General features: G+C 39.0%; 15 protein-coding genes and 1 pseudogene. 11 read left to right on the top strand and 5 right to left on the bottom strand.

The annotated features are described in order from the left end of the window. The first annotated feature begins 51 nt into the window (after positions 1–51). From lepB to panB, 6 genes are read left to right on the top strand one after another with little or no spacing between them, the layout of a single operon-like run. Positions 52–834, top strand: coding sequence for a signal peptidase I (gene lepB / locus PU02_RS05690; protein WP_053944462.1), 783 nt, complete (start codon positions 52–54; stop codon positions 832–834). A 10-nt stretch (positions 835–844) separates the two neighbouring features. Further along, a complete protein-coding gene (rnc, locus tag PU02_RS05685) occupies positions 845–1,549 on the top strand; it encodes a ribonuclease III (RefSeq protein ID WP_053944461.1) in 705 nt (234 codons plus the stop codon). Beyond that, positions 1,546–2,448 carry a GTPase Era gene (era, locus tag PU02_RS05680; RefSeq protein ID WP_053944460.1) on the top strand — a complete coding sequence of 301 codons (903 nt, stop codon included), beginning with the start codon at positions 1,546–1,548 and terminating at the stop codon, positions 2,446–2,448. The genes rnc and era overlap by 4 nt, the downstream gene beginning before the upstream one ends. 4 nt (positions 2,449–2,452) lie before the next feature. After that, on the top strand, positions 2,453–3,199 hold the full coding sequence (gene recO, locus PU02_RS05675) for a DNA repair protein RecO (RefSeq protein ID WP_053944459.1): 747 nt from the start codon (positions 2,453–2,455) through the stop codon (positions 3,197–3,199). Between the two features lie 27 nt (positions 3,200–3,226). Then, positions 3,227–4,072, top strand: a complete 846-nt coding sequence (panC, locus tag PU02_RS05670) for a pantoate--beta-alanine ligase (protein WP_053944458.1) — start codon at positions 3,227–3,229, stop codon at positions 4,070–4,072. A gap of 12 nt (positions 4,073–4,084) precedes the next feature. Continuing rightward, positions 4,085–4,900 carry a 3-methyl-2-oxobutanoate hydroxymethyltransferase gene (gene panB / locus PU02_RS05665; protein WP_053944457.1) on the top strand — a complete coding sequence of 272 codons (816 nt, stop codon included), beginning with the start codon at positions 4,085–4,087 and terminating at the stop codon, positions 4,898–4,900. A 754-nt stretch (positions 4,901–5,654) separates the two neighbouring features. On the opposite strand, the pseudogene ygfZ reads toward panB, so the two are convergent. Next, positions 5,655–6,500 (bottom strand): annotated as a pseudogene (gene ygfZ / locus PU02_RS05660) (CAF17-like 4Fe-4S cluster assembly/insertion protein YgfZ). Positions 6,501–6,567: 67 nt separating this feature from the next. Between ygfZ and PU02_RS05655 the strand changes: the two are divergent. The 5 genes from PU02_RS05655 (at position 6,568) to pssA (ending at position 13,814) form a co-directional block, all read left to right on the top strand. Continuing rightward, the gene (locus tag PU02_RS05655) at positions 6,568–7,890 is read left to right on the top strand and encodes a dihydroorotase (RefSeq protein WP_053944456.1); all 1,323 of its coding nucleotides are present in this window, start codon (positions 6,568–6,570) and stop codon (positions 7,888–7,890) included. A gap of 283 nt (positions 7,891–8,173) precedes the next feature. After that, positions 8,174–9,673 (top strand): cysteine--tRNA ligase, encoded by a 1,500-nt coding sequence (gene cysS, locus PU02_RS05650; protein ID WP_053944455.1) that lies wholly within the window; start codon positions 8,174–8,176, stop codon positions 9,671–9,673. 595 nt (positions 9,674–10,268) lie between these two features. Continuing rightward, positions 10,269–12,152, top strand: a complete 1,884-nt coding sequence (locus PU02_RS05645; protein ID WP_053944454.1) for an ABCB family ABC transporter ATP-binding protein/permease — start codon at positions 10,269–10,271, stop codon at positions 12,150–12,152. Positions 12,153–12,267: 115 nt separating this feature from the next. Next, a complete protein-coding gene (locus tag PU02_RS05640; protein ID WP_053944453.1) occupies positions 12,268–12,966 on the top strand; it encodes a phosphatidylserine decarboxylase in 699 nt (232 codons plus the stop codon). Between the two features lie 8 nt (positions 12,967–12,974). Then, positions 12,975–13,814 carry a CDP-diacylglycerol--serine O-phosphatidyltransferase gene (pssA, locus tag PU02_RS05635; protein WP_053944452.1) on the top strand — a complete coding sequence of 280 codons (840 nt, stop codon included), beginning with the start codon at positions 12,975–12,977 and terminating at the stop codon, positions 13,812–13,814. A gap of 74 nt (positions 13,815–13,888) precedes the next feature. On the opposite strand, the gene PU02_RS05630 is transcribed toward pssA, so the two are convergent. The 4 genes from PU02_RS05630 to radA form a co-directional block, all read right to left on the bottom strand. Continuing rightward, positions 13,889–14,638: an SDR family NAD(P)-dependent oxidoreductase gene (locus PU02_RS05630; RefSeq protein WP_053944451.1), complete on the bottom strand. Its 750-nt coding sequence runs from the start codon at positions 14,636–14,638 to the stop codon at positions 13,889–13,891. Between the two features lie 2 nt (positions 14,639–14,640). Then, a complete protein-coding gene (purF, locus tag PU02_RS05625) occupies positions 14,641–16,128 on the bottom strand; it encodes an amidophosphoribosyltransferase (protein WP_053944450.1) in 1,488 nt (495 codons plus the stop codon). Positions 16,129–16,198: 70 nt separating this feature from the next. Continuing rightward, on the bottom strand, positions 16,199–16,792 hold the full coding sequence (locus PU02_RS05620; protein WP_053944449.1) for a CvpA family protein: 594 nt from the start codon (positions 16,790–16,792) through the stop codon (positions 16,199–16,201). Between the two features lie 130 nt (positions 16,793–16,922). Further along, the gene (gene radA, locus PU02_RS05615) at positions 16,923–18,332 is read right to left on the bottom strand and encodes a DNA repair protein RadA (protein WP_053944448.1); all 1,410 of its coding nucleotides are present in this window, start codon (positions 18,330–18,332) and stop codon (positions 16,923–16,925) included. Positions 18,333–18,338 lie beyond the last annotated feature (6 nt).

Below are 18,338 nucleotides of genomic sequence, written 5' to 3'. Positions count from 1 at the left end.
ACTATGATTTTAGGTGAAGATGGGTTTCATCTGTAAGGAAGGTAGCAAGTGATGAATCAAGAAGAAGTAATGCAAGAAAAAAAGGGGAAAGGTGGGATCCTTGAGTTTATTTCGGTTTTGATTCAAGCTTTTTTTTGGGCAGCGCTTATTCGTACATTTCTTTTTCAACCATTTACTATTCCATCAGGTTCAATGCGTCCTACTTTATTGGTAGGAGACTATTTGTTTGTTTCGAAATATTCATATGGATATTCCCGATTTTCTTTTCCCTTTTCTCTTCCTCTTTTTAAAGGACGTGTCTGGGCATCCCAACCAGAACGCGGAGATGTTTTAGTTTTTCGTTTGCCTAGTAATACGGACATTGACTATATTAAGCGCGTTGTTGGATTGCCAGGGGATCGTATTCAGATGCGGCAGGGTGTTCTTTATGTCAATGATAAAGCTGTTCTGCGTCAATTTATAGGGCAGATTAGTGATCCTGATATAACGGAACTTGATCGCCCAGTTGATGTTTATCGAGAAACAATGCCTAACGGTATCAGGTATGATACTTTGAGTTTAGGCTATTTCCCACAGGTTGATAATACGAGGGTCTTTGAAGTTCCTCCAGGGCATTATTTCATGATAGGTGATAACCGTCATAATTCAGACGATAGTCGGCTGAGTGTGGGATATGTCCCGGAAGAAAATCTTGTTGGTCGAGCAAATTTGATTTTTTTCTCTATTAGCAATGGTTCATATGCTTGGCAAATTTGGCGTTGGCCTTTTGATGTCCGTTGGAAGCGTTTGTTGTCTTTTATTCACACTGTTCACGATTTTTCGCTGAGTGAGTAGGAATTCGAAGATGAAACGTCATAGCACTGATCATCTCAAAAAATTGACAGGGCATGATTTTAGGGATGAAGATCAATTAAAAAAGGCGTTAACACACTCCAGCGTTCAGAATTCAAAGCAGGGTAATTATGAGCGGCTAGAATTTTTAGGTGATAGGGTTTTAGGACTCGTTATTGCAGAAATGCTCCACCATCTTTTTCCTGAGGCTAGTGAAGGTGAGTTATCGGTGCGTTTAAATGGTCTGGTAAATGCACAGACATGTTCTGAGATTGCACAGGAAATGAATTTACCTGATATGATTTATGTTGGCTTTGAAATGAGAAATTTGGAAGAGCGTCGTCTAGCTAATATGTATGCTGATGTTGTTGAGGCTTTGATTGCAGTAATATATCTTGAAGGAGGACTCGAAAGTGTCCGTCGTTTCGTTCAGAGATATTGGCAAGATCGAGCAAGGAAAATGGATGCCAGTCGGCGTGATGCAAAGACAGAGTTGCAAGAATGGGCGCATATACAAAATGGTGTGCAACCTATATATAGAGTTATTCAGCGTTCTGGGCCGGATCATGATCCTGTTTTTTTAGTAGAGGTAAGTGTTTCTGGTTTTGTATCGGAGGTTGGTCAAGGAAGTTCTAAGCGACATGCTGAAAGAGCTGCTGCCGAGAAGATTTTGCGACGGGAAGGTGTTTGGGAATCGGGTGATAAAGGACAACTATGAATGATGTTGAAGAAACGCGCTGTGGTTTTGTCGCGCTTGTGGGGGTTTCTAATGCTGGTAAATCAACGTTAGTTAATCAACTCGTTAAAGCAAAGGTTTCGATTGTAACTCATAAGGTGCAAACGACACGCACTTTGGTGCGTGGTATTGTCATTTATGAAAAAACACAGATTGTTTTGATTGATACACCAGGTATTTTCCATCCTCGTAAGCGGTTAGAACGCGCTATGGTGTCTGCTGCTTGGGGAGGGATTAAGGGGGCTGATGTTCTTTTAGTTTTGATTGATGTTCAAAGTGGCCTTTCGGATGAAGTCAATGCGATGTTGGATGTTTTGGAAAATATCAAAAAGGATAAGATTCTTGTCCTTAATAAAATTGATATTGTTTCTAAGTCGTCCCTTTTAGCTTTGACGATGAAAATAAATGAGCGGGTAAATTTTTTACAGGTATTTATGATTTCAGCTTTAAATGGCTCTGGTTGCAAAGATCTTCTTCACTATCTCGGTAAGACAATGCAGTTGGGACCGTGGTATTATCCAGAAGATCAAATTTCGGATATGCCAATGCATCAGCTTGCTTCTGAAATTACACGTGAGAAACTTTTTCTTCGTCTTCATGAAGAACTGCCGTATTCTTTGACAGTCGAAACAGAAAGTTGGGAAGAGCGTTTGGATGGTTCAGTTAAGATTAGCCAGGTTATATATGTGGAGCGTGAAAGCCAAAGAAAGATCATTTTAGGAGCAAGTGGACAAACAATTAAGGCAGTTGGTCAGGCATCCCGTAAAGAAATAGCAAAAATTTTAGAACAGAAGGTGCATCTTTTTTTATTTGTAAAGGTACGCAGTAATTGGGATTCTAATCCAGAGCGCTATCGCGATATGATTTCAGATTTTTCTTGATACGATGAAATGGAAAGAACGAGCATTTATTCTAGGTATGCGCCAGCATGGTGAAACAAGCGTTATCCTTGAAGTTATAACACAGCAACACGGGCGTCATGTTGGGGTAGTCAAAGGAGGGCGTTCTCGTCGTATGGCTTCTCTTCTCCAGCCAGGAAATTTTGTTGAGGTTGAATGGTGGGCACGTTTAGATGAACATTTGGGTCTTTTTAAAGTTGAAATCGTTGATTCGTACGCTTCACGATTAATTTTTATACCGGAAGCGCTGTATGCTTTTCAGTTAATGGTTTCTCATTTTCGTCTTCTTCCTGAGCGTGATCCCCATCCATATCTCTACGATATGCTGCACCTCTTTATGCAAAATTTTGGTGAATTATTTACAAATGCTGAGTTGCTTGTGCGCTTTGAAATACGTCTCTTAGAAGAACTTGGTTTTGGTCTTGATTTGTTTCATTGTGCGGTGACAGGTTGTAAGGAAAGGCTTCATTATGTATCACCAAAATCAGGGCGTGCTGTATGTGATGAGATAGGGAAGCCTTGGAAAGATAAACTTTTACTTTTGCCGCAATTTTTGGTACGGAAGGTAGAGTATTCTGTTTGTTTTGATGATATAAAGAATGGCTTCATCCTTACGGGTTTTTTTTTAGCGCGTCATGTTTGGGAATCACGAGGTATAAAACAGCCACAAGCGCGTGCCAGTTTTGTGCGGTTATTTGAGGAAAAATTCCGTCCAAAAATACCAGTAAATTAATTTTGTGGGAATGGATAGAACGTAGTCATGCGCATTTTAAAAACAGTTACTGAGGTACGTCAGCATCTTTCAGAAGAGCGATGTTTTGGGTTTTCAATAGGTTTTGTACCGACTATGGGGGCTTTGCATGAGGGGCACTTGACGCTGGTACAGAAAGCAAAGGAGATGTGTGATCGCGTATTAGTCTCCATTTTTGTTAATCCAAAACAGTTTTCCCCTTGTGAAGATTTTGAGAAATATCCAAGAGATCTTCCAGGAGATTGTGCTTTACTAGGGAAAAAAGATGTTGATTATGTTTTTGCGCCTTCCGTGGAAGAAATGTGGCCACTAGGAAATCAAACAGTTGTAAATGTAGAAAAATTGTCATGTGTCTTAATGGGGAAATTGCGTCCAGGACATTTTTGTGGTGTCACTAGTGTTGTCGCAAAATTTTTTAATATTGTTCAACCAGATAGAGCTTTTTTCGGAGAAAAGGATTTCCAGCAGCTTTTGATTATTCGTCGCATGGTTGAAGATTTAGCTTTTCCTGTTGAAATTATTGGAGTTCCTACTTTACGTGATGCAGATGGTGTCGCAAGCTCTTCACGTAATAGGCTTTTAACACCAGAAGATCGCAAAGCTGCAGTGATTATTCCTGAAAGTGGGAAAGCTGTTAAGAGTCTCTACGATCAGGGTGAGAGATCGGTTAATGTTTTGTGTCAGACAGCTCGTAACATTATAAAAAGGGAAACACGTGCTGTTGTTGAGGCAGTAGATCTGCGAGACATAGAAAATTTAAGTGCTGTTAAGGGGAAGTTGAGTGTGCCTGCAGTTCTATTGCTGACTGTTCGTTTTGGTACAGTTAGACTGATTGATCAATACGTATTATGGTAGGAGATTGCAAAGATGAGCGCACATAAGGCGATAAAGCGGGTTACTGTTTCTGACATACGATCAAGAAAGAGGCAAAAGCCTATTGTTTCTTTGACAGCGTACCAAGCTTATAGTGCACGGATTGCTGATCCATATTGTGATTTTCTTTTAGTTGGTGACAGTGTGGGTATGGTTGTGCATGGATTTGATACAACATTACCTGTGAGCGTGGATATGATGATTATGCATGGAAAGGCGGTTATGCGCGGATCTCAGCGCGCGCTTGTAGTCGTAGATATGCCTTTTGGTTCTTATGAAGAGAGTCCGGAACAAGCTTTTTCTAATGCTTCACACATTATTGCAGAGACGGGTTGTAGCGCGGTTAAGCTTGAAGGTGGTATTCATATGGCTGAAACAATCGATTTTTTATGCAAACGTGGCATTCCAGTTATGAGTCATATTGGTCTCACCCCACAAGGAGTGAATTGCTTTGGTGGTTTTAAAACACAAGGGCGCGATAAAGATGATTGGAGTAGGATTGAAGCTGATGCGGCAGCTATTGAAAGTGCTGGTTCTTTTGCTGTAGTGTTAGAAGGTATAGTAGAATCTCTGGCTGTAAAACTTACGGAGAGTCTCTCTATTCCCACAATTGGTATTGGTGCCTCTAATCAATGTGATGGACAAATTTTAGTAATGGAAGACATGTTAGGATATGGTTCTTGGGTACCAAAATTTGTGCGTCGCTACGGTGCTCTTGAACAAGCGATGGAGATGGCAATTAAAAATTATGCAGAAGATGTTCAATCACGTGCTTTTCCATCCGATGCAGAGGTTTACAAGTTTAAGTAGAATTATGAAAAAATATCAAAATTCTCGCTTTGTTGTTTGGTAAATAAGTCTTTGATCATGTGTTCTTTATTCCAAATTTTTGCATTACTTTTGCAGTAAGCAGCATATGTAATATTTTGATAGTTTCGGGATAAGATTCAATTTCACGTATTGTTGCAGTAAGAACAGGGTAGTGTTACGGTCAGATAATATGCTCGCAAGGGGAAGTTTGTTTTTATCGCTTTTATCAGGGCAAGTGAGGGTATGAATAAATTTTTTTCAGAATTTACACATAAAGGGATGATGATTTTTATGAATCTGTAATGCTCTTTAGATTTTAGTCTTATTAAATTGCGCTAGAAAGTTTCTTCCAATTTTTTATGCAATATCCGGTTACAAATTAAGAGCAGAAGGCAAAATCCTACGTAAAGGAAGATTCTCTTATGTTAAGGGTTTATAATGGATGCTAATCGTGTAAAAGTAGCGTAAGATTGGCATGAAAAAAGGAAATATGCGTCATGTGAGAATTAAAGGTAGATCTTTACAAAATATTTTCTTTGCTCAGAGTGGATATTTTGAATGTAGTACGTGGTAAATGCATTTTATTTCTTGTACAATCATTTTAATATGAAAAACGAATAAGGCTACAGTCACTATATTCACGTTAACAAGAGAAAATTTAAAAAAGTTTGAGCTGTTGATTAGAGAGTATTTTTATAAGGAGAAGCTCATTCATCTGTATGATTTTTTTAAAGTGGCTAGTCGTTACGGTATTTCAGGGGAAAGAAAAATTCACATTTTCAGGGATACTTACTGTCACGGGATGATTATTGACGGTTAATGGAATTTCTTGTGTCATGGCATCTTTGACATGGTCGATGCGCATTAGAACTAAGGCCTCATTTTCAACACATGTTCCTAGTTGTCCGAGTACTTTATTTCCTGCTTTAATATCGGCTCTTGGCATTAAGAGATTTTGGCCTTTTACGATCAGAATGCGGCGGCGAGCTGTTCTTCGATGATGCATTCGTGAAACGATTTCTTGTCCAATGTAACACCCTTTATTGAAGGATACTCCATCAATTTGATCGTAATTAATATCATGGGGAAATACTTTTCCTATTTCATAATCCTGGCTACTTTCTGTAATTGCATAACGGATACGTATTTTGTGCCAATCATTATCATGTTCTGGTATCAGGGGGAGGAGTATATCCATATATTCTGACAATTTTTTCCTTTTCTGGGAACCTGTTATCAAAAAAACTAAATTAAAATCATAAGGACTTATTTCAGTTTGCCAAGAAATCGTTATAACTTCTTGTAATGGCTTCGTAATATCTATTTTTTTTTGCAATTTATACATGAGGAGGCGTCGTTGAAAAGCGTCAGCTAAAGATTCAGCAATATCGATAATATAACCTTGATCTATTTTTCCGATTAAAAAATCAGCGGTAACTTTGCCTTGTGGAGATAGAAGAGCGCCGGGGAGAAGTTTTTGTGCTTCTATCATTTTGACATCTGTAGTGATAAGGCTTTGGAGAAAATCTGTTGCATCTTCACCTGTTATTTTAATGATTTTCCGATTTTTTAAGAAAATAATATTTTGTTTTTTGAGCATAGTTATTGCCTTTCTGCTCAGAGTTCCATAATCGGTAAAGGTAACACATTTAAGAGGCACTGCTAACATGTTTAAAACATTTGATACAATTTTTAAAGGTGCAACACTTGTTAATCATGATGGGATAGGTAACCGTGATATAGGTGTAACAAATGGCCGTATTGCTGAGATTGGTGATCTTACTCATGCATCTGCTGATGAAGTTATTGATTGTACGGGGCTTCACATTGTCCCTGGTATTATAGATAGCCAAGTTCATTTCCGTGAACCGGGTAATGAACATAAGGAAGATTTAGAAAGTGGCTCTCGCTCAGCTGTTTTAGGCGGAATCACAGCTGTGTTTGAGATGCCTAATACATATCCTATGACCACATCAGAGGGTGCATTAGCTGATAAAGTTAAACGTGGATTTCATCGGATGCACTGTGATTTTGCGTTTTGGGTTGGAGGAACGCGTGAAAATACACATGAATTAGCTGAATTAGAAAGGCTTCCTGGTTCTGCAGGAATTAAAGTATTTATGGGATCTTCCACGGGTGATCTCTTGGTTGATGATGATGAAAGTGTGCGTCTCATTTTACAGCATGCACGCCGTCGTGTAGCATTTCATTCTGAAGATGAGGTGCGTCTTAATGAACGTAAAATTTTTTGTGTTGATGGCGATGTATCATCACATCCAGTTTGGCGTGATGAGGTCGTTGCTCTCAAATGTACACAGCGTTTAGTTACAATTGCACGTGAAGCAAGGGCACGCATTCATATATTGCATCTTTCTACAGCAGAAGAAATTGATTTTCTAAGAAATCATAAAGATATCACAACGGTTGAGGTAACACATCATCACTTAACCTTGACTTCTGAAGATTATCGAAGATTAGGTACACTCGTTCAGATGAATCCACCTATTCGTGCAAGTCATCATAATGAGATTCTTTGGTATGGTGTTCAGCAAGGTATTATTGATGTTTTAGGTTCTGATCATGCACCTCACACTCTTGAAGAAAAACGTAGATCTTATCCTTTATCTCCGTCAGGTATGACAGGTGTACAAACATCAGTACCTATTATGCTGAATTACGTAAATGAGGGAAGGTTATCTCTTGAACGTTTTGTCGATCTTACATCACATGGTCCTCATCGTGTTTTTGGAATAAAGTGCAAAGGGCGTATTGCTGTCGGATATGACGCTGATTTAACGATTGTTGATCTTAAGAGAGAAGAGACCATAACCAACGCAAAAATTGGTTCGCGTGCGGGTTGGACGCCTTATGATGGTCAAAAAGTTAAGGGGTGGCCCGTTGGCACAATCATTCGTGGTATGCGGGTTATGTGGGAAGGGGACATTGTAACACCTTCACAAGGTGAACCCATAAAATTTATAGAGGCGTAATTGTTACTAATAAATGGTTGAAGGTACTGTATAAAGTTTTGTAGTTACCAGGATTTTTTTATAATTGTTTTATCGCGTATCTGGGACAGTAGCCGTGAGATTTATTTTGCTCATGGAAATATTACGATATTGTATTCAGTGCAGTTTTACACGGAATTTTTCGTTGGAAACTTTGTAAGATTATACAATTCATATTGCAGCTTATTACTTGATGCTTTTCCATGATAGTTATAATGAACATGATTTAGGAAGGAAGTAGCAGTGCTACTGGCGGAGTATAGTGATGGGAAGTTTGAGGTTTTATAATACACTGACACGTAAAAAAGAAGATTTTGTACCCATTGATCCTACTAAGGTACGTCTTTATGTCTGTGGTCCGACAATTTACGATTATGCCCATATTGGCAATGCGCGTTCTGTGATTGTCTTTGATATTTTATTTCGTCTACTGCGTCATGTTTATGGTGAAGAGCACGTTATATATATTCGTAATATTACGGATGTAGATGATAAAATTAGTGCACGAGCCCTATCTGAGTATCCGGAGTTAGAACTTAATGATGCTATCCATGAGCTAACGAAGTGTACATATGATCAATTTCAGCGAGACATGTCAGCACTTGGCTGTTTGTTACCAAGCAGTCAACCACGTGCAACTGATCATTTAGATGAAATGCGGTCTTTAATTGAGAGTCTTCTTGTGAAAGGTTTCGCTTATATATCAGAAAATCACGTATTATTTTCTGTCAATAGTATGGAAAAAAATGTCAGTTACGGCGCATTGGCAAAACGATCCCTTAACGAAATGAAGGCTGGTGCACGTGTTGATGTTGCTTCTTACAAAAAAGAAGATATGGATTTTGTTCTATGGAAGCCTTCGACAGAGAAGGATCCAGGTTGGATTTCTCCCGCAGGAATTCCTGTTTTAGGTCGTCCAGGTTGGCATATTGAGTGTTCAGCAATGTCGATGGCAAAATTGTTGGTGCCTTATGGTGGTGGTCTAACCTGTGATGATACTAACGCGAATGTTTTTGATATTCACGGTGGTGGGAGCGATTTAATTTTTCCTCACCATGAAAATGAAATTGCCCAAAGTTGTTCAGCTTTTGGAACTGAACGAATGGCTAATTTTTGGATGCATAATGGTTTTTTACAAGTTGAAGGCCGGAAGATGTCTAAAAGCCTGGGTAATTTTATCACTGTTCATTCCATATTAGAGAATAATTTATTTGAGTTTAGTCATCTGATAGCAGATGAAATAAAGCAGAATTGGGTTGGTTTATCTATACGTTTTTCAATGTTGCAGACCCATTATCGTGAACCATTAAATTGGACAGCTCAACGTTTAGAAAAATCTAGTGATGAGTTATTTCGTTGGTATGAATTTCTTCGTTGTGAGAGAGAATGTTTAGATAACCATGAGGTGCTTGATAGTTCTTTGATGGATGCGTTAAGTGATGACCTCAATACCCCCAATGGGTTTGCTATTTTACGTAAGTTTTATAAAGAAAAAAATGCTGGGGCTCTTGCGCGTGGTATGGATTTGTTTGGGTTATTACGGTGGGAATGGGTTCAAGAAGAATGCCCGCTTTTTGTTAAAAAGGCAGCTCTAGACTCAAAATTAATTGATCAATACATTGCAGAAAGGTTGTCTTTTATATGTAATAAGGAATGGAAAGCTGCAGACGAGATTCGTGATAAGCTTGCAAAAGAAGGGATCTCATTAAGGGATGAAAAAGATCCACAGACGGGTGAGCGTACAACCAAATGGGAGGTAATATGATTCGATTTTGATAAGAAGAATCATAGCGCTTCGTGGTTGAGGGTATGAATTCCCCACGTTTCAGTCATAAGTTTTGCTCTTTAGGAAAAACAACAGATTGTATTTTGTCTATTAGCTGGTGTTGATCATCAAGCCAAGTTTACTGTGCTATTTGAGCTTTCATATCCGGTATGTGTGTTTTGATTGGTTTTTCATAGGAAAGAATATTTTACTGATCTTGGAATAGCATATTTAAAGGGGCACAATTTTTTAGATATTTGTGTACATAATCTTATTGCAATGTTATGTGAGTGGCGTTGTGGGTACCGGATTATTTTTATTTGGTTAGGTATTAACGGTAGATTTTTTTGTGATGTAGTTTCACTCTAGTTTGAAATTACCGTGTATACGATCTGTAAAAGTGGTTTGTGGCAGAATGGTTGAGGGCTGACATGAAGCACAGCGATCGGGGGATATTTTAATCTAGAATTGTTTAATCTTTCAGTACTTTGAGTGTTATGGATTATTGATAGTCAATAAAACTCGGTAATTATTAGAGGGGAAATAGGTTGTTGCATATGTATATTCAGAGTGAATTTGAAGAAACAAAGACTTTATGAAACAAGATAAAAGGATAAAAACTGTACCAGCAGATACAGGTCAGACATTTCGCGCACTTTACAATCTGTGGCCTTATATGTGGCCATCAGGCCGTCTTGATCTGAAGATTCGTGTTATATGGGCAGTATTTTATCTCATCGTAGCAAAACTCATTCTTATATCTGTGCCGTATTTTTTTAAATACTCTACAGATTCATTGACCGAAGGACCTGAACATCCTATGTGGCTTTCTTCTGCTTGGGTTGTTCCTGTTATGCTTGTTTTAGCATATAACATGGCACGGATCCTCCAGGTTGGGTTAAATCAGTTGCGAGATTCCCTCTTTGCAACTGTCGGTCAATATGCTGTCAGGCAATTGGCCTATAAAACTTTCGTTCATGTTCATGAGCTTTCGTTGCGGTTCCATTTAGAGCGACGCACAGGTGGTCTTTTTCGAATAATTGAACGCGGTACAAAGGGAATTGAAGCTATTGTTCGATTTTCGATTCTTAATACAGTACCAACTATTTTAGAATTTTTTCTAACAGCGCTTGTGTTTTATCTGAACTATGGGTGGCGCTACTTACTCATAGTGTCGATCACAGTCGGTTTGTATATATGGTTTACGATCAAGGCAAGCGATTGGCGTATTAATATTCGAAAAGAAATGAATGCTGCAGATAATGAAGCGAATACACGTGCTGTTGATTCTCTTCTAAATTTTGAAACAGTTAAATATTTTGGAAATGAGGCTTTAGAAGCGCGTCGATTTGATTTTTCTATGGCAGGATATGAAAAAGCTGCGACGAAAATCTGGACATCACTGAGCTGGCTTAATTTTGGTCAAGCTCTTATCTTGGGTATCGGAATGACCCTACTCATGTTGATGTCAGTCTACGAGATTGTTAATGGGACACAAACGGTAGGGGATTTCGTTCTCATCAATGCGTTGTTAATACAACTTTCTATTCCATTGAATTTTATTGGCTCAATTTATCGTGAAATTAGGCAGGGTATAACAGATATTGAAGCGATGTTTGAGCTTTTAGGCACTCAACAGGAAGTTGTTGATAAACCATATGCTAAACCTCTAGTTATAAGTAATGGAACCATTCGGTTTAATAAGGTGAAATTTTCGTATGATTCTGTTCGCCCAATTCTCAAAGAAGTTGATTTTGAAGTTCCTGGGGGTAAAACAGTTGCGATCGTTGGACCATCAGGTTCTGGTAAATCAACTATTTCTCGATTACTTTTCCGATTTTATGATATTGAAAATGGAGCAATAACAATTGATGGGCAAGATATTCGCGATGTGACTCAAAAAAGTTTACGTGAGGCCATCGGTATAGTGCCACAAGATACAGTTTTATTTAATGATACAATTGCTTATAATATTTTTTATGGACGTCAGAGTGCGACGAATGAAGAGATGCATAAAGCTGCTGAGATGGCTCAAATATCAAAATTTATTAAGGCTTTGCCAGAAGGTTTTCAGTCTTTGGTTGGTGAGCGCGGTTTAAAATTATCAGGCGGTGAGAAGCAACGTGTTGCCATTGCGCGTACGCTTTTAAAATCACCTCCGCTTCTTGTTTTAGATGAGGCAACAGCAGCTCTTGATGTGGCGACAGAACAAGATATTCAACAGGCCTTGGATATTGTAAGCTCTGGTCGTACTACGTTGATCATTGCTCATCGTCTATCAACTGTTATTGGAGCAGATGAAATTTTGGTACTTAAAGATGGCCATATTGTTGAGAAAGGTACACATGTCGATCTCCTGAATAAAAAAGGCTTATATTCTGCGATGTGGAATAAACAGCTTGAGGCTTCACAAGTTGAGGAAAGATTATGTAAGATACGTGAGGAAGATGAGTTAGGTATCATTGACCGCAAAGAATGAGCTATGCTGAAGAAAGACAGCTTAATGTGTGAAAATTGATTGGGGTAGTGTATAAAGAGCTAAAGAGGATGAAGGCTTTTTTGGATTTTTTAATCATCTAATAGTAGGAATTATTATGAGTGTCATTCAATCTATCTGCAATAGTTTTGTTCCAGTTCATAAAGAGGGGTATCCTTTTATTGCAGTATTTTTTATCATTTCACTTATTCTTGGTTGGATATGGGATCCGCTATTCTGGTTCGGCTTCGTGCTAACGGTTTGGTGTATATATTTTTTTCGTGATCCAGAGCGCGTGACACCCATAAATGAGAATTGGGTTACTTCTCCTGCGGATGGACGTATTTCATTTGTTGGATTAGCTATTCCTCCAAAAGAATTAGGATTAAGTGATGTAGAAATGCTGCGTGTTTCTGTATTTATGAATGTTTTTTCATGTCATATAAATCGGTCCCCTGTAAGTGGTGTTATCGATTCTATCACCTATTCTCCAGGTAAGTTTGTTAATGCAGATTTTGACAAATCTAGCCAATTTAATGAGCGCAATAGCTTGGTCATTGACAGTAAAAACGGAAAAATTGGTGTTGTACAGATAGCAGGATTGATTGCTCGTCGGATTGTTTGTTGGTCTAAAGAAAATGATTCTGTTACTGCTGGGCAACGCTTTGGAATGATCCGTTTTGGATCTCGTCTTGATGTATATATGCCAGCTGGGATAAAACCTTGTGTTGCAGTTGGTCAGACAGCTGTTGCTGGAGAAACAGTATTGGGTTCTTTTGATGATGATGTTAGCATAGCCGATTTTAAACTTAATTAGGACGATTCATGAAAAATTCTTCGCCATTTTCATCATTTGATCTTGAAGGACCGCATGACGATGTTTCGCTCCGGCAGCGTTCTCCAACACCAATGCGTTATGTTATTCCAAACGTTATCACTATTTTGGCAATTTGTGCAGGGGTAAGTGGTATACGTCTGGCCTTTGAGGGGCGTTATGAAACAGCTATTTTAATGGTTCTTTTGGCTGTTGTTTTAGATGGAGTAGATGGTCGTATTGCTCGTCTGATAGATGGCAGTTCATCTTTTGGGGCTCAGATGGATTCTCTTGCTGACGTTATTAACTTTGGTGTAGCTCCTGCTCTTGTTGTGTATTCTTTCATTCTTAATCAAGCTAATCAGGTTGGTTGGGTGGCTGCACTGGTGTATTGTATTGCTTGTTGTTTGCGCTTAGCTCGTTTTAATGTGATGCTTGACAACCCTGATGTGCTGGTATGGAAAAAAAATTATTTTGTTGGTGTTCCTGCTCCAGCAGGGGCCTTGTTACTTTTATTACCTGTTTATTTAGGGGCTCTTGGCCTGGTTTCAAATTGGGGTTGGGCTCTGTTTTTTAGCCTTTACACCGTTGTTATTTCTTTTCTTTTAGTTAGCCGTTTACCAGTATGGAATGCAAAAACGATCGATCGCACGTTAAAACGTGATGTTTTTGTGCCATGTATGTTAATTATGGTTATATATGTTGGTTTTCTAACAACATATATATGGCATACTTTGTTGATAACGGCTATTGGCTATATAATTTTTTTACCATGTAGTGCTTTTTTTTACAGTAAAAGAGCTAAAATAGAAGAAGAAACGCTAGATGATTCTACAGATCAAATTCTGTAAGCTCTTGTTAATGTAACAAGAGAGAGGGTGGATGGTTGCTATTTTGGTTTTATTTAGTGAAAGTGAAGAAATAGCTAGTCGGGCGTGCGGTAATTCATGAATCTATTTTTGCGTACATCGAAAAGTTTACCTGTTTCTTTTAGATTGGGTGAAGTGAGGTGAATGATTTTTTTTGCAATGTTTTGTGGAGAAGGTAAAGTTTTTGGATCTTCATTGGGCATGGCTTGCGCGCGCATTGCAGTACGTGTTGCTCCCGGATTGACACAATTAACTTTTATATGCGTTTGTTTAAGTTCTTCTGCCCAACAGCGTGCAATAACTTCTAGAGCTGCCTTAGAAGCTGCGTAAGGTCCCCAGAGTGCACGTGCAGAATGAGCAACGCTTGATGATAACAGAACGACGCGGCCAGCATCAGATTGGAGTAAGAGGGCTTCAAAAGCTTTCATTAAGCACCATTGGCTGGTAAGATTTACTCGTAAAATTTCTTCAAAGGTTATATTCTCGATGCGGGAAATCGGTGATATTGTGCCAAGAAGGCCAGCATTTGCAATTATAATATCGAGTTTTTTCCAGTGATTAGCAATGGAGGCACTTAAGCCGTCGATGGCGTCTGTGTGACGCAAGTCAAATGGTATGAGTGTTGCGGAAGAGCTATTTTGTCGTATTTCTTCATCAAGTTTAGTTAGGCCATTGGTTGTACGTGCAAGAGCGATAACGTGGGCGCCACGTGCAGCTAGTTCTAGAGCCAGATGATAGCCAATACCCCTAGAAGCACCCGTGACTAGCGCCACACGTCCTAGAAGACTAAAGTCAGATTTTTTCATGATTAGCTTCTTGTTTTTAAAACAGAGAGCTTGTGGATTTCTTGAATATTTTTTTGATCAACAAGGTCTGTAGGGTAATCACCGGTAAAATAGTGATCAGTGAATTGTGGATCAGAATTATTTCTCGGCTCTCCTGAAACAGCAAGGTATAGGCTGTTCGTGGAAAGAAATTGTAGTGAATCAGCTCCGATAAAATTACACATAGATTCTAGGTCTGGATATCGATTAGCTAAGAGATTTTCAATTTCAGGTGTGTCAATACCATAAAAATCAGGGTAAAAAATCATAGGACTTGCAACTCGCATATGAACTTCTTTTGCTCCTGCTTCGCGAAGCATTTGCACGATTTTGACAGATGTTGTGCCTCGTACAATGGAATCATCAACTAAAACGATACGCTTTCCCTCAATAACAGGACGGTTTGCAGAATGCTTTAATTTTACACCAAAAGCACGAATTTGCTGTGTTGGTTCTATAAAGGTTCGACCAACGTAGTGATTACGAATGATGCCAAGCTCAAAGGGAATTCCAGTTTTTTGTGCATATCCAATGGCAGCAGGTGTTCCTCCATCAGGAACAGGAACGACAACATCAGCATTACATGGTGCTTCCTGCGCTAGATAGGTGCCCATATTTTTACGTACTGCATAAACACTACGTTCTCCAACAATTGAATCAGGGCGAGCAAAATAAACATATTCAAAAAGACATAATTTTTCAGGCTTATCTATCTCTGATTGGATAACTTTTGTGGTAACCTCACCATCTTTCTGTATTTCACATATGATGATTTCACCATTTTTAACATCACGAATATATTTTGCTCCAATGATGTCAAGCGCGCAGGTTTCTGAACAAAAGATTGGTTTTTTATCGAGTTCACCCATGACGAGGGGTCTAATGCCGGTTGGATCACGTGCAGCAATAAGTTTAGTACGTGTTAACGCTAACATAGCGTATCCACCTTCTACTTGCCGAATTGCATCTACGAAACGGTCAGACGATGATTCATGGCGAGAGCGGGCAATAAGGTGAAGAAATACTTCTGAGTCTGATGTTGATTGACAGATTGCCCCAGAGGAAATCAATTCATGTCGTAATGTAAGGCCATTAGTCAGATTGCCATTGTGCGCAATTGCAATTCCTCCAGCTTTTAATTCTGCAAACAAAGGTTGGACATTTCGTAATGCTGTCTCTCCTGTTGTTGAATAACGTGTGTGTCCAATAGCACGGTTTCCAGGAAGGCGAGCAAGTGTTGCGGGATCTGTATAGTGATCTCCGACAAGTCCAAGGTGCTTTTCTTGATGAAACACGTTCTTATGGTAAGAAACAATTCCAGCAGCTTCTTGCCCACGATGTTGAAGAGCGTGCAATCCAAGGGCTGTTAGCTTTGCTGCTTCTTCATGTCCAAGAATTCCAAAGACTCCACATTTTTCATGAAGAGCATCATCAAGTGATGATTCTTGATAAGAAGTATTTTTTGTCATCATGTTCTTTCAGTATACTAGTTGGAGGTATAAGGTATTTAGTGCTACACACCAGTGTGTTATTTGAAACTGATTATTCTGTAGAATAACCCTCATTATTTTGTAAAGGCATATCCTCATTTTGTGTGGGCATGTTCTTATGCATATCCTTTTCAAGGATATTGTCTATCTTTTCAAGGATATAGTCGGTATTAGGAGATAATGTCTCCCACACTTTTTTACTAAGAGAATCCAAGATAGGCTTTGCTTTGGCATTTTTTAGCCAACCGGCTTGCTGTTCAGGTTTGACAAGTGTGTTAATCAGCATAACACTTATAACCATGATAAACATACCACGGAACATTCCAAAAATGAAACCGAGTATGCGATCAAGCATACAAACCCGGCTACCTATGACTGAATCTGCAATTTTCATTGTAATAATAGATATGATACTAAACATAACAACGAAGACCACAACTAATGTAGTGATTAATGCGATCATTTTATTAGAGATATATGGTTCGACAAAAGGCAATAAGAATCTAAATGAAAAAAACGTGATGATTGCTGCTATTATCCAAGATGTTAAGGACAGAATTTCTCGTGAAAAACCTCGAACCATAGCTAAAAAGGATGATAATAAGATAGTTACTATAATAATACCATCTAAGAAAGTTATTGCCATTTTTTTGCTCCTTAGTGTACAAATCACGTTTTACTTACAGCTGGTACAACAGTATATAAAATGTATCGTTGGTTATGTTAGTTTTTACTTTAGATCAAGATTAATTTATGCAGCATAGTGTCATGATTCACTATTTTACATTATTGCTGTGCTCATGAGATTGTTTTTTATCCGAGATAATAGCTGTAACTAGTTCAGAAAGATTTGAGAATGTTTTTTTCTGAAAATTTTGAGATTTAGTTTGGGTCATTGTAAGAGGTTGAATGGCTCCCTGAAATCCCAATTTTTCCGCTTCTTTAATGCGTTGTTCTGAGTAAGAAACTGCACGAATTGTTCCAGAAAGGCTGACTTCACCAAAATAGACGTAATGTGCAGGAAGAGGAACATTTGCAAGAGAAGACACCAATGCTGCTGCAACAGCCAAGTCAGCTGCGGGTTCCGAGATTCTGTAACCACCCGCGACGTTGAGGTAAACATCATGTTGTCCAAAGCGAACTCCACAATGGGCTTCCAGTACAGCCAAAATCATTGAGAGGCGGTTTCCATCCCATCCTACAACAGCACGTCGTGGAGTGCCTAAGGAAGAGGGGGCTACAAGAGCTTGAATTTCTACTAATATAGGTCGAGTTCCTTCCATTCCCGCAAAAACAGCAGCTCCAGGTGCTTTTTCATTACGCTCACCTAAGAAAAATTCAGATGGATTGCTAACCTCTTGTAATCCTTTATCAGACATTTCAAAAACGCCAATTTCATCTGTTGGTCCAAAACGATTTTTTACAGTTCTTAAAATTCGATAATGGTGATTTCCTTCTCCTTCAAAATAGAGGACACCGTCAACCATGTGCTCTACAACGCGAGGACCAGCAATTTGCCCATCTTTAGTGACATGACCAACAAGGACGACAGCTGTTCCTGTTTTCTTAGCAAAACGGATGATTGCTTGAGCACTAACTCGTACTTGTATTACAGTTCCAGGAGCTGAATCAGTAGTGCTTGACCATAAAGTTTGAATTGAATCAATGATAACCATGTCGAGTTTTTTACATTCATTTAAGGTTGCAAGAATGTCTTCAACATTGGTTTCTGCTGCGAGCTGAACTGTTGTATCTTGAGCGCCAAGTCTTTGTGCACGTAGGTGAATTTGAGCAACAGCTTCTTCACCTGAAACGTAAACAACATTATAGCCTTTTTGCGATAGGGCAGCAGCTGTTTGGGTAAGTAGTGTTGATTTTCCAATTCCAGGGTCGCCGCCAACAAGTAATGCAGATCCACGAACAAAGCCGCCACCAGTAACACGATCCAGCTCATTGAGACCGGAATGAATACGCGGAGCATCTTTAATATCTCCAGAAAGAGAAGTTAATGCTATGACACGCCCCTTCTGCAGGTTGTGCATCATAGGGCTACCGCCAATACCACCATTCATATTTTCTTCTTCAATGAGGGAGTTCCATCTTCCACAGGAGGTGCACTTACCAGCCCAGCGTGAGTGGGTTGTACCACAATCTTGACAAACAAATTGAGTGCGACTGCGTACCATAAAAAC

Source organism: Bartonella ancashensis, assembly GCF_001281405.1.
GTDB classification, from domain to species: domain Bacteria; phylum Pseudomonadota; class Alphaproteobacteria; order Rhizobiales; family Rhizobiaceae; genus Bartonella; species Bartonella ancashensis.
The sequence above is the reverse complement of the archived record's forward strand: the minus strand, read 5'-3'. Positions and strand labels throughout refer to the sequence as shown.

Excerpts from the sequence above, each read along its gene's own strand:
- lepB (WP_053944462.1), top strand. The coding sequence starts at position 52 with ATGAATCAAGAAGAAGTAATGCAAGAAAAAAAGGGGAAAGGTGGGATC.
- rnc (WP_053944461.1), top strand. The coding sequence starts at position 845 with ATGAAACGTCATAGCACTGATCATCTCAAAAAATTGACAGGGCATGAT.
- era (WP_053944460.1), top strand. The coding sequence starts at position 1,546 with ATGAATGATGTTGAAGAAACGCGCTGTGGTTTTGTCGCGCTTGTGGGG.
- recO (WP_053944459.1), top strand. The coding sequence starts at position 2,453 with ATGAAATGGAAAGAACGAGCATTTATTCTAGGTATGCGCCAGCATGGT.
- panC (WP_053944458.1), top strand. The coding sequence starts at position 3,227 with ATGCGCATTTTAAAAACAGTTACTGAGGTACGTCAGCATCTTTCAGAA.
- panB (WP_053944457.1), top strand. The coding sequence starts at position 4,085 with ATGAGCGCACATAAGGCGATAAAGCGGGTTACTGTTTCTGACATACGA.
- PU02_RS05655 (WP_053944456.1), top strand. The coding sequence starts at position 6,568 with ATGTTTAAAACATTTGATACAATTTTTAAAGGTGCAACACTTGTTAAT.
- cysS (WP_053944455.1), top strand. The coding sequence starts at position 8,174 with ATGGGAAGTTTGAGGTTTTATAATACACTGACACGTAAAAAAGAAGAT.
- PU02_RS05645 (WP_053944454.1), top strand. The coding sequence starts at position 10,269 with ATGAAACAAGATAAAAGGATAAAAACTGTACCAGCAGATACAGGTCAG.
- PU02_RS05640 (WP_053944453.1), top strand. The coding sequence starts at position 12,268 with ATGAGTGTCATTCAATCTATCTGCAATAGTTTTGTTCCAGTTCATAAA.
- pssA (WP_053944452.1), top strand. The coding sequence starts at position 12,975 with ATGAAAAATTCTTCGCCATTTTCATCATTTGATCTTGAAGGACCGCAT.
- PU02_RS05630 (WP_053944451.1), bottom strand. The coding sequence starts at position 14,638 with ATGAAAAAATCTGACTTTAGTCTTCTAGGACGTGTGGCGCTAGTCACG.
- purF (WP_053944450.1), bottom strand. The coding sequence starts at position 16,128 with ATGATGACAAAAAATACTTCTTATCAAGAATCATCACTTGATGATGCT.
- PU02_RS05620 (WP_053944449.1), bottom strand. The coding sequence starts at position 16,792 with ATGGCAATAACTTTCTTAGATGGTATTATTATAGTAACTATCTTATTA.
- radA (WP_053944448.1), bottom strand. The coding sequence starts at position 18,332 with ATGGTACGCAGTCGCACTCAATTTGTTTGTCAAGATTGTGGTACAACC.